Here is a 14,286-nt window from a genome sequence, read left to right on the forward strand (position 1 = left end):
CAGCTTATTAATACTTCTCTGCACTCTACTTGCTCGTTGGGCCAATGGCTTGGTCGTTATGTTGGGCGGAGGAATATTGCTGGTGAATCCACTGCACAAACAAGAAGGTTCCTAACACACCAGGCGCGCTGAAACGCAAAGACGCGCTGTGGCCTTGCCCCTTCAAAACTGCACTCTGCACCCACCTGATTCAGCCGGAACTGATTTGATGGAAAGTACACACCCGACCGATGCCAAGGAGCGTTTGCTGGAAAGCGCCCGGCGTTTGTTTTGCCGCGAAGGCATTCACGCGACAGGCGTTTCTCGCCTGCTCGGTGAGGCCAAGGTCGCGCGGCGCACGCTGTATGAAAGTTATGGCTCCAAGGAGAACCTGCTGCGCGCGGTGTTTGATCGTGAGGCGGCGATGTGGTTTGGCTGGTTTGATCATTCCCTGCCCCAGCACACGGATGACCCTGAGCAACGTCTGATTTTTCTGTTCGATCTGCTCGAAGAATGGTTCGCCAGCGGGCGGTTCTTTGGTTGTCTGTTCACTAACGCGGTGGCCGAGCACGATAAGTCGTCCAGTTGGGTACGGGACTTGGCACAAGCGCATTTTGATCGGGTGCATGCCCGCATCGAGGCGCTGGCCGCAGCGTGTGGGCTGCGTGATCCAGACTGGGTTGCACAGCAGATCTCGCTGCTCATAGACGGCGCTATCGCCACCGCCATGGTCACGCGCAATGCACAGAGTGCGCAGGTGGCACGCTCGATTTTGTTGACCCTGCTGCGCGAGGCGAAAGCCGTCTAGGCTGAGCCTCCCGGCATCACTTATTCCATAAAACACTAAGCTAAGCTGAAAATGTTAGTTCTGCTTATATTGCAGATCTCACATACTTCACACACCTGCCGAGAACGATCGGTCTACCTATTTTGGGATGCGTGTGATGAGAGATTTTTTTCAGCGGTTGTTCTCCACTTCTGACGCTCAAGCGACGTCCGCACTCCAGCCCAATCTGAGTCGCCGCTCGTTCATGTGCGCCTGCGGTTGCGGGATGCTGGCGTTGAGCAGTGTCGGCACTGCCCTGCTGGCCGCCGCCAGTAAAGTCGAGGCCGCGACCGGCGGGCCGCTGCTGCGTGTCGGGCATATGCCCGCAGGCTGTGTCTCGCATTTGCTGCTGGCGAAGTTGCGCGGTGATTTTGCAGCGGCAGGCATTCAGGTCGAACTGACCCAGTTCAACAGCCCGAGTGATGCCTTGCAGGCCTTGCTGGCAGGCCGTCTGGAGCTGATGCACGGCCCTTGGACGATGACTGCCGCCGCTTATGCCAAAGGCACTCAGGACCTGCGCATCATCGGTGGCTCCGGCCAAGGCGGCATCGAGCTGGTAGCGCGCAACGGCTCGGTCGCCAACCTGGACGAGTTCATTGCCGCCGCCGGTAGCGGGTTGCGCGTGGGCACGCTGCGCCTGGACACCCTGGAGCTGGTGGGTTACGGCTCCATGGCGCGCCACGGCAAGTCCTATAACGATTACCAAATGACTTTTTTCCCAAGCATGGCGGGCATGGGCGAAGCCATCGCCAATGGCCGCCTGGACGTCTGCACCCTGGCGCAGCCGTATGCGCAGAACGTGGTCAGCACCACCGGTGCGCGTTACTTGAGCGACTCCAATGCGGTGTGGGGCCCGGAAGCGGCCGACTGCGTGATCACCACCCAAGTGCGGACCAGCGAAGAGCAAGCACCGCTGCTTAAGCGCTATCTGGAGTTGCTGCAAGCGTCAGCCAACGCGATGAAGGCCGACTTCGACGGCGCCATTGAGCAGTTGCAGCCGGTGTACGGGGTGTCCAAAGACGTGCTCAAAGTGGCCCTGGCGCGCCAGTCGCCCAACCCGGTCATCAGCCCGGTGGGCGTGGCGGGTCTCAAGCGCGGCGCGGGCTATCTGGTCGAGCTGGGCTACTTCACAGACAACCCGATCGATGCAGTGCTCGACCTGCGCCATCAACCGGCAGCTCAGGTGACGGGATGAGCGAAAGCATTTTGACCCTCAACCCGCCGCTCCAAGCGCGACGCCCCTCGCGGTACTTGCACGCGCTGCGCGACACGTTGTGGTTCTTGCTGGCCTGGGCGTTGTTGATCGGCGCATGGGAACTGGCCGTGCAGGTCGGCTGGCTGGACGGCCGCGTGTTGCCGCCGCCCAGCGTGACGCTGCCCTATGCCTTTTCCGGTGAAGCGGTAGTGGGTTTCGGCCAGCAGCGCAGCGGTTTGCTGGAAGCCTTGCTGGTGACCTTGATGCGGGTCAGCGGCGGGTTGCTGGCGGGCAGCCTGGCGGCGTTGTTGATGGCTGTGGTGATCACCGAAGTGAAGCTGTTGCGGCGTCTGCTGCTGCCGCTGGTGCAGACGCTGGCGCCCATCTCGCCGGTGGCCTGGGTGCCATTCACCATCGCGGTGATCGGCATTGGCGGCCAGGCCGCAGTCTTCGTGGTGTTCCTCGCCGTGCTGGGCACCATGACGCTGTCACTGGTGGCCGCGCTCGACGCCATCGACCCGCAGTACCTGAACATTGCCCACAACCTGCGTTGCACCCGCCAACAAATCTGGCTGCGCGTGCGTTTGCCGGCCATTGCGCCGAGCGCGATGACCAGCCTGCGCATGGCGTTTTTCGGCGCGTGGATGGCGGTGTTGGCCGGGGAAATGGCGGGGATCAATTCCGGGTTGGGCTACATGATCATCATGGCCCAGCAGATGTACAACATGCCGTTGGTGATGGTGGGTGTGATGACCATTGGTGCCGTGGGTTTCGTGGTAGATCGCTTGTTGCTGTTGCTCGGGCGCCGCTTCACCGGGTGGACGTCATGAATCGGGGCGCCACGCTGAGTTTTCGTGGCCTGAGCAAGCAGTTCGAGGGCGGCACCCGAGTCGATGTAGGTGACCTGGACATCAAGCCCGGCAGCTTCACGGTCCTGTTGGGGCGCAGCGGCTGCGGCAAAAGCACCTTGCTGAACATCGCCGCCGGCTTGCAGCAACCCAGCACCGGGCACCTGCTGTATGACGGTCAGCCGTCCACCGGCAACCAGCCCGACAGCGCGCTGATCTTTCAGCAAAACAATTTGTTCCCGTGGATGAGTGCGGCCGAGAACATCGCCATCGCCCTGCTCAACCGCGGGCTGAATCGCCAAGACGCCCACCGGCGCGCCGAGCAACTGTTGGCGGAGGTCGGTTTGGCTGACTTCGCCCACCATCGCCCTGGCGCGCTGTCCGGTGGCATGTGCCAGCGCATTGCCCTGGCCCGTGCACTGGCGCTGGAGCCGCGCCTGCTACTGCTCGACGAGCCGTTTTCGGCACTGGACGCCCAAACCCGGCGCCTGATGCAAGAGCAGCTGCTGCGTGCCTGGAGCACAAGTGGCGCCACCGTGCTGATGGTCACCCATGACCTGCAAGAAGCGTTGCTGCTGGCCGACCGCATCGTACTGATGTCCAGCACACCCCATGGGCACATTGCGCAGATCCTCGAAATCGACCTGCCGCGCCCCCGCCTTGGGCGCTCGGACCCATTGCTTGACCTGCAAGAACGGCTAGACGCGTTCCTGACTCACGAAACCCGGCTGGCCGAGCATTTTTAGTTAACACGGGACCTCCCGACTTACTTGATTGGCAACCGGTCATTCGACCGACACGCCGCCCCTTGAAGAGCAAAGACCATGAGTGAAACCACACACCGCGTGACCATCAACGGACTTCAGGTCAACGCAGGCCGAGACGTTCGCGAACGCATCCGCGCCGATGGCGAAGGTGACATCGCCCGCCCGCTCTACCAGACCTCCGTGCAGTGGACCCAGGGCTACCAGACCGAAACAAAGGTCAAGTCCGGCGCCGTGCTGCACGGCGACGAACCCTGCGCCTACGGTGGCGCCGGGCTGGGTGCGACACCTCAGGAACTGCTGCTGGCCGGGATCGGCAACTGCCTGGCGGCCACCTATATCGGCGGCCTGTCGGCATCCGGGGTCAAGGTCAACAGCCTGGTGCTGGACGTCTCAGGGCGCGTGGATTTTCGTGCAGCGTTTGGCGTGACCACCGGCAACCCGGGGTTTGAGAGCATCCAGGTGCAGGTGAAGATCGACACCGAAGAGTCGGCCGAACGCGTAGAAAGCTTGCTGGCCAAGTTGCTGCCGACCGCGCCGATCCCCGACACCATCATGCGCCCGGTGCCGCTGACGGTGGAGGTGAAACACACGGGCGGCGCCAGCCATGGCTGACCACGAGCACTCGGTTCTGGTGGTGGGTGGCGGGCCTGCAGGGTTGTCTTGCGCTTTCGAACTGGTGCGCGCGGGCCTGAGCCCGCTGGTGCTGGAACGCACTCAGGCGGTGGGTGACGTGTGGCGCAACCACTATGACGGGTTGCGCCTGAACACCGGGCGCTGGTTTTCCGGGCTGCCGGGCCTGCGCTTCCCGTGGGCGGCGGGCCGTTGGCCGAGCCGTGACGACCTGGCCAAGGAGCTGGCAGCACTGCCAGCCCGTGGCGGCTTTAATGTGCTGACCGGGTGCGAAGTGGTGTCTGTCCAATACCTGGCGGCGCGCGGGCTGTGGCAAGTGCGCTGCCGTGATGACCGGGTGTTCAGCGCTTCGGCGCTGGTGGTTGCCACTGGCACCTCGTGCGTTCCGTCGATTCCGCAGTGGCCGGGGGCGCAGCAGTTTACCGGGCAGATCGTCCACGCCGCGCACTTCGGCAATGCCCGCCGCTACGCGGGTAAGCACGTCGTGGTGGTGGGCAGTGGTAACTCATCGTGCGAGATTGCCAGCCGTCTGGTGCCGCATGCGGCGTCGGTCACGTTGTCGGTCAGGCGTGCGCCGCACTTTCTGCCCAAAAGTCTGTTCGGCGTACCGCTGGCGGCGCTGGGCACGCTGATCCGTCGGCTGCCGACCCGCTGGAGCGATGCGGTGCTGAGCGGATTGTCGCGGCGCTGGGTCGGGGATTTGTCCGCCTATGGCCTGCCGCCTCCGGCGCAAGGTGTCTCCGGCCTGGGCAGCGTCACCCCGACGCTGTTCATGCCGGTGATCGACGACCTGAAACAAGGCCGTATCAAGGTCGTCGGGCCGTTGCTGGAACTGAACGAAAAAGGCGCCGTGGCTTACACAGGTCTGGATCGGACGCAGCGGAGCACGCTGAACCTGGACGTGATCGTGGCAGGCACCGGTTACACCACGGGCTTGGAATCACTGATCCACTATCCGGAGCCGATTACTGCGGACGGCAAACCGATGGTCGATGCCAACGGTCAGTCGACCGTTGCCAATGGGCTGTTTTTCATCGGTTACCGCAACCCCATCAGCGGGCAATTACGTGAAATCGGCTTACAGGCACCGGGCGTGGCTGCGGGCATCAAGCGTTATCTGGAACCCCAGCTGAAACCTGTCGTCGCTGCCGAAAATTGAGGCCGCGTTGGGTTCAACCTGTAGAAGCGAGCTTGCCTCGCGATCTTTTAAAAGATAAAAAGATCGCGAGGCAAGCTCGCTCCTACAGGGGTCAACAGCTGTCTGCTAAACGCTCGAACGCTTGCAGCACTTGCTCCGGGCGTTCGAGCATGAGTTGATGGCCGCACGCCAACACCTCGTAGTGCGCGTTGGGCAGTTGCCGTGCCAGGGCTTCGCCGCCGCTGGCAGGGGTCAGGCCGTCGGTTTCGCCAGACACCACTTGCACCGGCAAGTCCAGCCCGGCAAGGGCTTGGGCATCGGGCCATTGCGCGTTGTTCATCAGGGCCTTGAAAACGTCCAGCCGGTTGCGCTGGGCCAGGCCGTCTTCATAGTCGACCAGTGCCGCGTCGGCCTGCGGATGCCAGGCGCGGGCGCGGAAATCCTTGGCCAGGATCGGGCGTAAAATCTTCAGCAGCCAGTTCGGCAAACTCAGGATGCCCCCCGTCACAACCGGTCGATGCAATACGCTGCCCAGCAGCATGGCACCGTCGATGCGCAGTGGCGGCTGTTGGTGCGACAGTTCAATCAAGGTGCTCATGGCCAGCCCGGTGCCGTAGGAGTGCGCCACATACAGGTTGCGCGGCCCGGCATAGCGACGCAGCACCGCCAGGTTGTCGGCCACCAGTTCGTTCCAGGCGTAAGCGCTGGCGCCACGGGGTTTGTCACTGTCGCCGTGGCCGAGCAAGTCCCAGGCCACCAGGGTGTAGCCCTGCTCGCTCAAGTTGCGCCACAGCTCGCGCCATTGGTCTTTGTTGCCGCCGCTGCCATGGCCCAAAAACACCACGGTGTCGCGGTTGCCCTGATGCACGGCCACGCTCAGCCGTCGTCCGGGGCGCACTTCGATGAGTTGGCCGCGCACCAGCGGCAGGTGGGCGAATCGATTCGGGTCAGCCATGGGCACCTAAGGCCTCCTGAGGGGCAAAGTAGTCGGGACGGGGCAAGCCCAAATGATCGCGCAAGGTGCGGCCCTGATAAGCACGTCGGAACAGCCCGCGACGCTGCAACTCGGGGACCACCTTGTCAACAAACGCATCCAGTGAGCCGGGCAAAAACGGCGGCATCACGTTGAAGCCGTCGGCAGCGCCTTCGACAAACCATTGCTCCAGAGTGTCGGCGATCTGCCGGGCATCGCCCACCAGCACCAGATGCCCGCGTGCCGCCGCCATGCGCAAGTACAACTGGCGAATGCTCAAGCCTTCTTCGCGGGCCACACGAATCAACAGGTCACGGCGGCTGACACCCGACTCGGTGGCTGGCAGCTCAGGTAGCGGGCCGTCCAGCGGGAAGGCCGACAGGTCGGTGCCTCCGGCGATATCCGCGAGCAGCGACAGGCCGACTTCGGGCTGCACCAAGCCCTGCAACTGGTCAAACAGCGCCTGGGCCTCGTCCACGGTGTCCGCCACAATCGGCATCACGCCCGGCATGATTTTCACCTGCCCGGCGCTGCGCCCGTACTTGGGCAACAAGGCCTTGAGTTCACGGTAGAAGCGCTTCGCGCCCGCCAACTCAGGTTGGGCGGTGAACACCACTTCAGCATGGGCCGCCGCCAACTCACAGCCTTCGCGCGAGGCACCGGCCAACACTTGCACCGGCGCCACGCCCGCGCTGGCCCAGCGTTGCTGCACGTCCGCCAGAAAACGGTAAGCCAGCTCATAACGCCGCGCATGTTCAAAATGCCCGTCGCGGCCGAAGTTGAAGGCTTCGTTGGCATTGCTTGACGTCACCAGGTTCCAGCCGCTGCGCTGGCCGCTAAGGGCTTGGAGGGAAGTGAAAGACTGCGCCAGCGTCTCGACCTGGTTGTATGAGGTGGTGACGGTCGCCACCAGGCCGATGCGCTCGGTGACCGCGGCCAGCGCCGCCAGCAGCGTCAAGGGCTCAAAGTGTTCGGTGCGCGACATCCGGCTCAGCGTCTCCAGGCTACCCGGCAACATGGCCAGGGTGTCGGAGAGGAACAGCGCATCAAAACAACCGCGCTCGGCGGTGCGGGCCAGTTGCTGATAGTGGGCGAAATTCAGCCCGCCATCGGCCTGCGCACCGGGGTGCCGCCAGCCAGCGATATGATGCCCGGTGGCCATAAGAAACGCGTTGAGGCTCATCATGCGCTGGCTCATGGCGTGGCCTCCAATGCGGGGGCATGCACGGCAAAATCCTGCAGCAGCCTGCGGGTGTAAGGATGGCTCGGATGCCCCAGCAACTCAGCCGTCGCGCCCTCTTCCACCACCTGCCCGGCCTGCATCACGGCGATACGGTCACTCAGGCGCGCGGCCACGCGCAGGTCGTGGGTGATAAAGACGATGCTCAACTTGAGCCGTCGTTGCAGGTCTTCCAGCAGCTCAAGAATCTGCACTTGGATCAGCGCATCCAGGGCCGACACACACTCGTCGGCGATCAGTACTTTAGGTTCCACCGCCAAGGCTCGGGCAATGCCGATCCGCTGGCGCTGACCACCAGAAAACTCATGGGGATAACGTGCCAGCGCGGTTTCTGGCAGGCCCACCAGCGCCAGCACCTCGCGGGCTTTTTCGGCGGCTTGCTCCGGGCTGCGACCTTGAGCCAGCGGCCCGGTCATCAGTTGCGTGCCGATGCGCTGACGCGGGTTGAGCGAGGCAAACGGGTCCTGGAAGATCATCTGCACCTCACCCCGCAGCCCGCGCAACTGCGCTTCGGGCAGATCGGTCACTTCGCGTCCGTGCCATTGCAGGCTGCCGCCATCGCTGCGTAACAGCCGTACCAGACAGCGGCCCAGAGTCGACTTGCCCGAGCCGGACTCGCCGACGATGCCCAGGGTTTCGCCTTGCGCCAAGTGCAGATCGACACCGGCCACTGCCCGCGTAGTCCGACGCCCCCACCAGCCGATACGGCGGCTGAAGTGTTTTTCCAGTTTCTTCGCGTGCAGCACCGGCTGCCCCGGTGCCAGCGTCGGGCGCGGATGCGCTGACGTGGCCGAGACAGCTGCAATCAACTGCCGCGTATAGTCTTGCTGCGGCGCGCCCAATACCTGAGCCGCCGAGCCTTGCTCCACCAGATGGCCCTTTTGCAACACCAGCACGCGGTCGGCAATCGCCTGGACCACGGCAAAGTCATGGGTGATAAACAGCATGGCCATGCCCTGCTCACGCTGAATGCGACGCAGCAAATCCAGAATCTGCCGCTGAGTGGTGACATCCAGTGCCGAGGTCGGCTCGTCAGCGATCAGCAGCTTGGGCGCAAAAGCCAACGCCATGGCGATCACCACGCGCTGGCGCTGCCCACCTGACAGCTCGAACGGGTAAGCGTGATAGAGGCGCTCCGGGTCCGGCAGGCCAACATAACCGAGCAGTTCGAGTACCCGCGCCCGGCGCTGGGCGCGGTCTTTCACGCCGTGGGCCTGGAGCGTCTCGTCGATCTGTCGGCCCACGCTGAGCAGCGGGTTGAGCGCGCTCATCGGCTCCTGAAAGACCATGCTGATGTCTCGCCCGCGCAGCGCACGCATGGCCGGCTCGTCCAGTGTCGCAAGGTCCTGGCCACGCCAGCGCAGCCTGCCGTGTTCGACTTTCAAGGGCGGCGGTAGCAGGCGCAGCAGGGCTTTGGCCAGCATTGACTTGCCCGAGCCGGACTCGCCGACCACGCACAGGCATTCGCCTGCGCGCACCTGCAGCGATAAATCATGCAGCGCATGGCTGCGGTCGCCGCCCGCAGGCAAGGCAATACGCAGATGCTCGACGTCGAGCAAAAGGGGTTGGGCGGCACTCATGACGATTCTCCAGGGCGGCGAGCAGGTTCCAAAGCAATGCGCAAGCCTTCGCCCACGCGGTTAACCGCCAGTACACAGAACAGAATCGCCAGCCCCGGCATCAGGCTCATCCACCAGGCCTCACGCAGCATGCCGCGCGAAGCGTTGATCATGTAGCCCCAGCTCATCGCGTCCGGATCGCCCAGGCCGAGAAAGGCCAGTGCCGCCTCGGTGAGAATCGCCGTGGCCATCACAAAACTCAGGGTTACCAGCAACGGTGCCAAGGCGTTGGGCAGGATTTGCCGGAACACGATTGCCAACGGCGATTGCCCCAGCACCCGTGCTGCTTGCACAAACTCACGCTGGCGCAGGCTGAGAAACTCGCTGCGCACAAGGCGTGCCACCGCAGGCCAGGCGACCAGCGCAATGGCCAACACGATGGTGCCCAGCGACGGTTCCAGCACCGCCACCAGAATCACCGCCAGCACCAGTTGCGGAATAATCTGGAAAAACTCGGCAATACGCATCAATACCGCGTCCACCCAGCCGCCGAAATACCCGGCCAATGCCCCAACCAGCAAGCCGGTGAGCAAGGTCGCCAGGGTCGCCAGCACCCCCACCGACAGCGACACCCGTGCGCCATACAGCAAACCGGTGGCCAGATCGCGGCCCAGCAGGTCACTGCCCAACCAATGCGCAGCCTGAGTAAACGGCGCGAGCATCGGCGTGGTGTTCATCTCCCAGGGCGAGCCGGGGGAGATCCACGGTGCTGCGATTGCCAGCAGGCCCAACAGCAACAAAAAGACCGCACCGACCAGCGCCGCGGGCTGCGCGCTAAAACGTTGCCACACACTTGAATCCTTCATCGCGCTGCCCCTTCGGCGCCAATCCGCGGGTCGATCAGACGGCACACCACATCCGTCAGCAGGTTGAAACCGACCACCAGAATCGAGATCAGCAAAAAGCCGCCCAGCAGTACGCTGTAATCGCGCTGGGACAAGGCGTCGTACATCAGTCGGCCAATGCCCGGCCAGGAATACACCACTTCGATCAACAAGGCGCCGCTGGCCAGTTGGCCGAGTTGCAACCCGGCGAAGGTCACCACCGGCAGCAACGCATTGCGCAGCACATGGGCGAAGACAATACGGCTCGGCGCCAAGCCCTTGGCGCGGGCGGTATAGACGTGCTCTTGCTGCAACGCTTCAAGGGTCGCGGCGCGGGTCAGGTGCACGTAAAGGGCCAAAAACAGAAAGCTCAGCGACAGGCACGGCAACACCAGATGTCGCAGTCGGTCGCCCAGCCAGGCCAATCCGCTCAGGTCGGTGGCGACGGTCTGCATGCCAAACGCTGGCAGCCAGTCGAGCTTGACCGAGAACAACACGATCAACAGCATCGCCAGCCAGAACGGCGGCGTGCCGTACAACAGCAGCGCACCGTTGGAAATCAGCCCATCGAGCCAGCGTCGGCGCTGGCGGCTGAGCGCGGCGAGCGCACCCAGTGCCACGCCGAACACCGAGGAGATGACAAACGCCGAGCCCATCAGGCTCAAGGTGGCGGGCAGGCGCTCGGACAGCAGATCCCACACCGGCGCCTGATTGCGGTAGGAGTAGCCCAGATCCAAATGCGCCACTTGGCCCAGGTAGTGCACCAACTGTTGTGGCAGCGGCTTATCGAGCCCCATGTCACTGCGCAGCTTGGCGATGTACTGGGCATCGTCGACGCCCGCCTCACCCGCCATCAGCAACGCCGGATCACCCGGCGCCAGGCGCACCAGCAAAAAGCTCAATACCATCACACCCAGAATCATCAGCAGCGCACGCCCAAGACGTGCGCCGAAGAACCACACGCCACTCATGGCGTCGGGGCGTCCAGGTAGACGCTCTCGTAGTCTTCGTTGAGGCTGGTGGCGGTTTGCAGCAGGTTCTTCACCTGGCTATGGAACAGCGTCGGGTAGCGCATTTCAAAGATCGGCGCGACCGGCAGATCATCGTTCAGCACGCGCTCCAACTGGTTGTACACCTGGGTGCGCTGCGCCCCTTCCGGCGTATCAGCGACCTTGCTCCACAGGCTGTCGACTTCGGGGTTGCTGTAGCCGCCAACGTTAGCGAACGGCGAGGTTTTGAGGATGTAGTCAGAGCGGTACAGGTAGGCGTTGGTCAGGTACGGGTCGCCAATCTGGAAAATAAAGTTGTAGGTCAGGTCGAAATCCCAGTCGCTGACGCGCTGGAACCAGGTCGCGGCATCGGATGTCACCACCTGCACCTTGAAGCCCAGCGGCTGCAAGGCCTGACGGGTGTACTCGGCCAGGCGCTCCCAGGCGCCGCCCTTCTCACCGTTGAGCAGACGAATACGCACCGCGCCCACGTCCACACCGGACTCGGCAATCAGCGCCTTGGCCTTGGCCAGGTCATAGCTGTACTGCGGCAATTGCGGGTCGTGGTAAGGCGAGCTGGACGCGAACGCGCCAGGCGAGACTTTACCGGCACCGAAGAAAATGTTGTCGACGATAAACGGACGGTTCAGCGCATACAAAATCGCCTGGCGTACTTTGGGGTTGTTCAGCGGCGGTTTACGGGTATTGAACTGCAAATAGGCCAGCCCGGAATACAACTCCCAGCCTTTGTCCGACGACTCCACGCCCGGCAGCGCGCCCAGTCGCTTGAGGTCGGAATAATCAGCATCGCCGCTGCGCAGCACCTGCACGTCATTGCGCTCGAAAGCCGCTGCGCGTGAGGAACCGTCCGGGATCACGTGAAAGACAATCGCATCCAGGTGCGGCAAGCCTTTCTTCCAGTAGTGGGGGTTTTTCACCAGCTTGATAAAGGCGCCACGCTTCCACTCCTGGAAGACAAACGGCCCGGTGCCCACAGGCTTGAGGTTGTAAGGGTTGCTGCGAAAATCCGTGCCCGCATAAAGGTGCTCAGGCACGATCGGACGCAGGCCGCTGCCCAGCATGGAGAGGAAGGGCGCGAACGGTTTTTTCAGGTGGAACACCACCTTGTCCGGCTGGCTGGCGTCAATGTTGTCGAGGTATTCCTCAAGCACGCTGGCAATGCGTTTGTCGACTTCGGGGTAGAACGTGCCAAAGCTGAACTTCACGTCTGAAGCCGTGAATGGCTTGCCGTCATGCCACTGCACGTCGGGCTGCAAATCAAAGCTGTAGGTCAGGCCGTCGGGGGACACTGTCCAGCGACGCGCCAAGACCGGCTGGGGCTTGAGATCGGTATCAAAGGTCAGCAGCCCCTGCATGATCTTGCCACTGACGTATTGGGTCGACACGTGGGTGACCACCCCGTGCATCAGCGACGGGGGTTCAGGCTGGGCGATGAGGTTCAGCACCCCGCCGTCCTGCGGTGCGGCATGAACACTGGCCGCAAAAAGCGCGGCACTGGCCAGCAGGCCCAGGCGTTTCAGGGCAAGGCGCAGCGGCCCGGGGCGAGGCGGATGGCGGTGGGCTTGACTGGGCATGGGAACTCCTGGCGTTAATTGCTCGGGGCTCGCGGCCCCACTGTCAGCGGTTTTGCAAGGGGTGTGCCACTCGCCTGCAGGCCGGTGTACAGGCGGTACAGCGGCACAGGGCATGGCGCCATTGATGAAAAAACCACAGCCCCGGGCCTGACTGTGGAAAAAGCAACAGTGTCTCTGGCCCCACTTTTTGTTCAGTGCAGCAGATACCGAAGGTCTGCGAACTGGCACAGCCCTTGCCCTGTACAACGCATCGACCTTTGACCGGACACCTCGCATGTCACACGACTACCTTGGCACCCCCATCGACACCGATCATCCCCAGGCCCGTCAGGCACTGGATGATTTCACTCTCGGTTTTCTCAGCTACCACCCGCGTGCCGAAGGGATTCTGGCCAGTGCCGAGCGCCATCCCGAATCGGCATTGAGCAATGCCCTGGCCGGCGTTTTGCTGATGTTCAGCGAGTCGCCCCAAGGCCCGGTACTGGCCGAGCGTTTCCGCCAGCGGGCCGCACTGGTGGCCGATCCGCACCCACGGGCGGCACTGTATCTGACGCTGTTGCAGGCGTGGATCGACGAAGACCTGGACCAGGTGCTGCACTTGAGCGAAACCCTGCTCGACCGCTACCCGCATGACCTGTTCGCGGCCAAGCTCAACCAGTACGTGGAGTTCAACCGCGGCAACTGGCCGGCGTTGCTGCGCATCGCGCTCAAGGCGGTGGCGGCCAATGATGATGTTGCCTACAGCCACGGCATGCTGGCCTTCGCCTACGAGCAATGCCATTTGCTCGACGAAGCCGAAGCCAGCGCGCGCCGGGCGCTGGCGCTGCAAGCTGATGAGCCGTGGGCGCAGCATGCGTTGGCCCACGTGATGCTGACCCATGGGCGGATTGAAGAAGGCATCGGTTTTCTTGAAAGCGTCAGCCACCATTGGCAGGGGCTGAACTCGTTTATGTACACCCACAATTGGTGGCATCTGGCGCTGTTCTATCTGGCGCGCGGCGACCAGGCGCGCGTGCTGGAGATCTATGACCGGCATGTCTGGGGCGTGTTGCCGGTGTATTCGCAAGACCAGATCGGCGCGGTGTCGCTGCTGGCCCGCCTGGAGCTGGCCGGGGTTGATGTGGGCGAGCGCTGGCAAGCTCTGGCACCTTATTTACAAGCACGGCATGCCGACACCGTGCAGCCGTTTTTGAGTGTTCAATACCTCTACGGGCTGGGCCGCGCGGGCAAGCCCGAGGCCGATCAACTGCTGGAAGCGCTGCGTCAACGTGCATTGGCAGCGCCGGACTTCAGCCGTGCGGTGTGGGCCGAAGTGACCCTGCCGCTGGCCGAAGGCTTGCTGGCCCATGCGCGGGGCGAGCCTCGGCGGGCGCTGGAGCGTCTGGGCGTGGCGCTGCCACGGCTCAACGACATTGGCGGCAGCCATGCCCAGCGCGACCTGTTTGCACAGATCGAACTGGATGCACGGCTGGCAGCAGAGGACTGGGCGGGAGCGCAGCAGGTGCTGGAATTGCGCCGGCGTTATGACGCGCAGGACGTGCCAACCAACCAAGCGCTGACCCGGGTGTATCAGGCGCTTGGCTTACCGACATTGGCGCACGCCGCCGCAGAGCGGGTTAAGGCGGTGCTCATAACGCAGTAGGAGCTCGCCTCGCAATCTTTA

Annotated in this window: 13 protein-coding genes; 7 read left to right on the forward strand and 6 right to left on the reverse strand. The window is 63.3% G+C overall.

Going from position 1 to position 14,286, the window contains the following annotated elements; translation table 11 throughout:
* Positions 1-208 precede the first annotated feature (208 nt).
* The 6 genes from NTD86_RS12550 (at position 209) to NTD86_RS12575 (ending at position 5,404) form a co-directional block, all read left to right on the forward strand.
* Positions 209-787 (forward strand): TetR/AcrR family transcriptional regulator, encoded by a 579-nt coding sequence (locus NTD86_RS12550; RefSeq protein WP_262202606.1) that lies wholly within the window; start codon positions 209-211, stop codon positions 785-787.
* A gap of 136 nt (positions 788-923) precedes the next feature.
* A complete protein-coding gene (locus NTD86_RS12555; RefSeq protein ID WP_262202607.1) occupies positions 924-2,000 on the forward strand; it encodes an ABC transporter substrate-binding protein in 1,077 nt (358 codons plus the stop codon).
* Positions 1,997-2,830 carry an ABC transporter permease gene (locus NTD86_RS12560; protein ID WP_262202608.1) on the forward strand — a complete coding sequence of 278 codons (834 nt, stop codon included), beginning with the start codon at positions 1,997-1,999 and terminating at the stop codon, positions 2,828-2,830. Before NTD86_RS12555 ends, NTD86_RS12560 begins: the two co-directional genes overlap by 4 nt.
* Complete coding sequence (locus NTD86_RS12565) at positions 2,827-3,594, forward strand: ABC transporter ATP-binding protein (RefSeq protein ID WP_262202610.1); 768 nt, start codon at positions 2,827-2,829, stop codon at positions 3,592-3,594. Before NTD86_RS12560 ends, NTD86_RS12565 begins: the two co-directional genes overlap by 4 nt.
* Before the next feature lie 78 nt (positions 3,595-3,672).
* Positions 3,673-4,227: an OsmC family protein gene (locus NTD86_RS12570; RefSeq protein ID WP_262202612.1), complete on the forward strand. Its 555-nt coding sequence runs from the start codon at positions 3,673-3,675 to the stop codon at positions 4,225-4,227.
* Complete coding sequence (locus NTD86_RS12575) at positions 4,220-5,404, forward strand: flavin-containing monooxygenase (protein ID WP_262202613.1); 1,185 nt, start codon at positions 4,220-4,222, stop codon at positions 5,402-5,404. The genes NTD86_RS12570 and NTD86_RS12575 overlap by 8 nt, the downstream gene beginning before the upstream one ends.
* A gap of 91 nt (positions 5,405-5,495) precedes the next feature.
* Here NTD86_RS12575 and NTD86_RS12580 read toward each other — a convergent pair whose 3' ends face one another.
* The 6 genes from NTD86_RS12580 to NTD86_RS12605 are packed head-to-tail and all read right to left on the reverse strand — an operon-like array spanning position 5,496 to position 12,623.
* Positions 5,496-6,338, reverse strand: coding sequence for an alpha/beta fold hydrolase (locus NTD86_RS12580; RefSeq protein ID WP_262202615.1), 843 nt, complete (start codon positions 6,336-6,338; stop codon positions 5,496-5,498).
* Entirely contained in the window at positions 6,331-7,554 is a 1,224-nt protein-coding gene (locus NTD86_RS12585; RefSeq protein ID WP_262202617.1) for an LLM class flavin-dependent oxidoreductase, read from the reverse strand. The genes NTD86_RS12580 and NTD86_RS12585 overlap by 8 nt, the downstream gene beginning before the upstream one ends.
* Positions 7,551-9,176 carry a dipeptide ABC transporter ATP-binding protein gene (locus NTD86_RS12590; protein ID WP_262202618.1) on the reverse strand — a complete coding sequence of 542 codons (1,626 nt, stop codon included), beginning with the start codon at positions 9,174-9,176 and terminating at the stop codon, positions 7,551-7,553. Before NTD86_RS12590 ends, NTD86_RS12585 begins: the two co-directional genes overlap by 4 nt.
* Positions 9,173-10,021, reverse strand: coding sequence for an ABC transporter permease (locus NTD86_RS12595; protein WP_262202648.1), 849 nt, complete (start codon positions 10,019-10,021; stop codon positions 9,173-9,175). Before NTD86_RS12595 ends, NTD86_RS12590 begins: the two co-directional genes overlap by 4 nt.
* Complete coding sequence (locus tag NTD86_RS12600; RefSeq protein ID WP_262202649.1) at positions 10,018-11,010, reverse strand: ABC transporter permease; 993 nt, start codon at positions 11,008-11,010, stop codon at positions 10,018-10,020. The genes NTD86_RS12595 and NTD86_RS12600 overlap by 4 nt, the downstream gene beginning before the upstream one ends.
* Positions 11,007-12,623, reverse strand: coding sequence for an ABC transporter substrate-binding protein (locus NTD86_RS12605; RefSeq protein ID WP_262202651.1), 1,617 nt, complete (start codon positions 12,621-12,623; stop codon positions 11,007-11,009). Before NTD86_RS12605 ends, NTD86_RS12600 begins: the two co-directional genes overlap by 4 nt.
* A 274-nt stretch (positions 12,624-12,897) precedes the next feature.
* On the opposite strand from NTD86_RS12605, the gene NTD86_RS12610 reads away from it, so the two are divergent.
* A complete protein-coding gene (locus tag NTD86_RS12610) occupies positions 12,898-14,265 on the forward strand; it encodes a tetratricopeptide repeat protein (protein ID WP_262202653.1) in 1,368 nt (455 codons plus the stop codon).
* Positions 14,266-14,286: the final 21 nt, after the last annotated feature.

This window comes from Pseudomonas sp. 7P_10.2_Bac1, assembly GCF_025465935.1.
GTDB lineage: Bacteria > Pseudomonadota > Gammaproteobacteria > Pseudomonadales > Pseudomonadaceae > Aquipseudomonas.

Coding starts and splice junctions, on each gene's coding strand:
- NTD86_RS12585 (WP_262202617.1), bottom strand. CDS start 7,554: ATGAGCCAGCGCATGATGAGCCTCAACGCGTTTCTTATGGCCACCGGG.
- NTD86_RS12575 (WP_262202613.1), top strand. CDS start 4,220: ATGGCTGACCACGAGCACTCGGTTCTGGTGGTGGGTGGCGGGCCTGCA.
- NTD86_RS12555 (WP_262202607.1), top strand. CDS start 924: ATGAGAGATTTTTTTCAGCGGTTGTTCTCCACTTCTGACGCTCAAGCG.
- NTD86_RS12580 (WP_262202615.1), bottom strand. CDS start 6,338: ATGGCTGACCCGAATCGATTCGCCCACCTGCCGCTGGTGCGCGGCCAA.
- NTD86_RS12590 (WP_262202618.1), bottom strand. CDS start 9,176: ATGAGTGCCGCCCAACCCCTTTTGCTCGACGTCGAGCATCTGCGTATT.
- NTD86_RS12560 (WP_262202608.1), top strand. CDS start 1,997: ATGAGCGAAAGCATTTTGACCCTCAACCCGCCGCTCCAAGCGCGACGC.
- NTD86_RS12600 (WP_262202649.1), bottom strand. CDS start 11,010: ATGAGTGGCGTGTGGTTCTTCGGCGCACGTCTTGGGCGTGCGCTGCTG.
- NTD86_RS12610 (WP_262202653.1), top strand. CDS start 12,898: ATGTCACACGACTACCTTGGCACCCCCATCGACACCGATCATCCCCAG.
- NTD86_RS12570 (WP_262202612.1), top strand. CDS start 3,673: ATGAGTGAAACCACACACCGCGTGACCATCAACGGACTTCAGGTCAAC.
- NTD86_RS12565 (WP_262202610.1), top strand. CDS start 2,827: ATGAATCGGGGCGCCACGCTGAGTTTTCGTGGCCTGAGCAAGCAGTTC.
- NTD86_RS12595 (WP_262202648.1), bottom strand. CDS start 10,021: ATGAAGGATTCAAGTGTGTGGCAACGTTTTAGCGCGCAGCCCGCGGCG.
- NTD86_RS12605 (WP_262202651.1), bottom strand. CDS start 12,623: ATGCCCAGTCAAGCCCACCGCCATCCGCCTCGCCCCGGGCCGCTGCGC.
- NTD86_RS12550 (WP_262202606.1), top strand. CDS start 209: ATGGAAAGTACACACCCGACCGATGCCAAGGAGCGTTTGCTGGAAAGC.